At 59.6% G+C, this 1803-nt stretch carries 2 protein-coding genes and 1 pseudogene; 1 reads left to right on the top strand and 2 read right to left on the bottom strand.

Annotated features, from left to right (window positions below):
• Positions 1–71: pseudogene (locus ACVWXC_RS13300) on the top strand (IS200/IS605 family transposase); the annotation flags it as partial.
• 27 nt (positions 72–98) lie between these two features.
• On the opposite strand, the gene ACVWXC_RS13295 reads toward ACVWXC_RS13300, so the two are convergent.
• Positions 99–1085 carry a ketopantoate reductase family protein gene (locus ACVWXC_RS13295; RefSeq protein WP_414403048.1) on the bottom strand — a complete coding sequence of 329 codons (987 nt, stop codon included), beginning with the start codon at positions 1083–1085 and terminating at the stop codon, positions 99–101.
• Between the two features lie 22 nt (positions 1086–1107).
• Positions 1108–1215 (bottom strand): cytochrome b6-f complex subunit PetM, encoded by a 108-nt coding sequence (petM, locus tag ACVWXC_RS13290; protein WP_011431156.1) that lies wholly within the window; start codon positions 1213–1215, stop codon positions 1108–1110.
• Positions 1216–1803: the final 588 nt, after the last annotated feature.

The raw sequence follows: 1803 nt of genomic DNA, 5'->3' as shown, positions 1-1803 counted from the left end.
CCTCTTGTGGTGGGGTCACCGTTGAGGAGTTGAAGAAGTATGTCGAGCAGCAGGCAACGCCCAGATTGTGAGACTCAGGGGCATTGAACCCCTTCATCTCACCGCCTATCCCCCATCCCGCCAAGCTGCGCTGTGGCGGGAGTACCCCAGAGGTTCTGATGGGGAGTCGGGATCCCCGCCCAACGCCCCAGCTCCGTGATGGCGCCGACAATGCTCTCGATCTCCGTCGGTTGCCCCCGCTCGATATCCTGCAGCATCGAGGTGCGATGGGAGCCCACACGGGCTGCATCCTTCAGCCGCTCTTCCAAAGAGACCGGCAGCCGGATCCCAAATGCTTGGGCCACCGCCTCGGTTTCCTGCATCGCCGACCGAACCAAAGCATGGGTGGGCGGGTACTGGGCAATTGCGTCTTGGGCCGCGCGGGTAAGGGCGCTGATGGGATTGAAGGCGGCGTTCCCCCAAAGTTTTTGCCAGATCTCGACCCGAATTTGGGAGGTGAGGGCCACAGAAAGCTGCCCCTGCTCAAAGATGGCCGCCAGAGAGCGCAGCCGCTCCGACAACGACCCATCCGGCTCTCCCAGAATGTAGCGCCCGCCACCGGTATGCAAAACTACCCCCGGCTCTGCCAACTGCACGGCGATGTACACCACACAGCCGATCACCCGCTCGACTGGCAGATGCGCGGCGATCACCCCGCCCGGATCCACCGAAGTCAAGGAGCGCCCCTCAAACTCGCCGCCATGCCGGTAAAAGTACCACCGGGGGATACCATTCTGGACAACCACAACGGGGCTATCCGGGCCACACAGGGATCCCAATTGCGGGGCAAGCAGGGGCAAGCTGTGGGCCTTGACAGCAACGATCACCACATCTTGCCGCCCCAGCTCAGCCAAGTCGTCGCTGGCCGTCAGCCGCTCTACCCAAGCCACAGGGGGATCCCCCTGCCGGATCAGCTTCAAGCCTTGGCTGCGGATGGCCTGCAGGTGGGATCCCCGCGCCACCACACTGACTGAAAAGCCGGCGCGAGCCAGGCAAACGGCCAAATGCCCCCCGACTGCCCCGGCGCCGACGATGCCGATTTTCATGTTTTACCAAATGAGGAAATCCCTACTCGGCCCCGCCCTGGGTGATGCGCAAGATCCCGTATCCAAGCGCCACACCCACTAGGGTCAGGACGATGGAGAGCCCAGCAATGGTGAAGATCTCACTAGCCATAGATTCCTCTCAGGTGGATTGCCTCGCCCTTCAAGGATATCGGATCTTGTGCCTTCGGCCTTCCCCAGGGTGAGGCAGCCCCTCTAGCTCAATATCTCAGGAGAGAAAAACCGCAAAGATTACAGTCTGTGAAGATCCCAGCCACCTCGGACTTGATGGGAACGAGTCCCCCCCCTCTATAATGAAAGCAATTTACAAGTCTTTACTGGCGTAGGCTAAATTGTAATGCCGACAGCCGTGAAACTTGTTCGGTGGCCCTAGGGCGGCTCGTCGGGATCGCCACAGCTCTGCTGAGGATTCCAAGAGCAGTTCGGAACGCCAGCAAAGCTGCCTGAAGCAGCGGTTGGTCAGTTCTGGCCAGGAATCCGTGCAGGGAAACCAAGGCGACAAGTTCGCAGACTGAGTCTTTATACCTAGGCACCAGTCTTGCTTCAAAGGAGCAAAATTTGTAGTTTCATTAATGTCCTCATCATGTTTTTAAGGAGAGGTTGAGATGACCATCGCAGTAGGGCGCGCGCGCCAGGAGCGAGGATGGTTCGACATCGTCGACGACTGGCTCAAGCGCGACAGATTCGTGTTTATCGGCTG

It is taken from the genome of Thermostichus sp. OS-CIW-20 (assembly GCF_054061455.1).
The sequence above is the reverse complement of the archived record's forward strand: the minus strand, read 5'-3'. Positions and strand labels throughout refer to the sequence as shown.

Coding starts and splice junctions, on each gene's coding strand:
- ACVWXC_RS13295 (WP_414403048.1), bottom strand. CDS start 1,085: ATGAAAATCGGCATCGTCGGCGCCGGGGCAGTCGGGGGGCATTTGGCC.
- petM (WP_011431156.1), bottom strand. CDS start 1,215: ATGGCTAGTGAGATCTTCACCATTGCTGGGCTCTCCATCGTCCTGACC.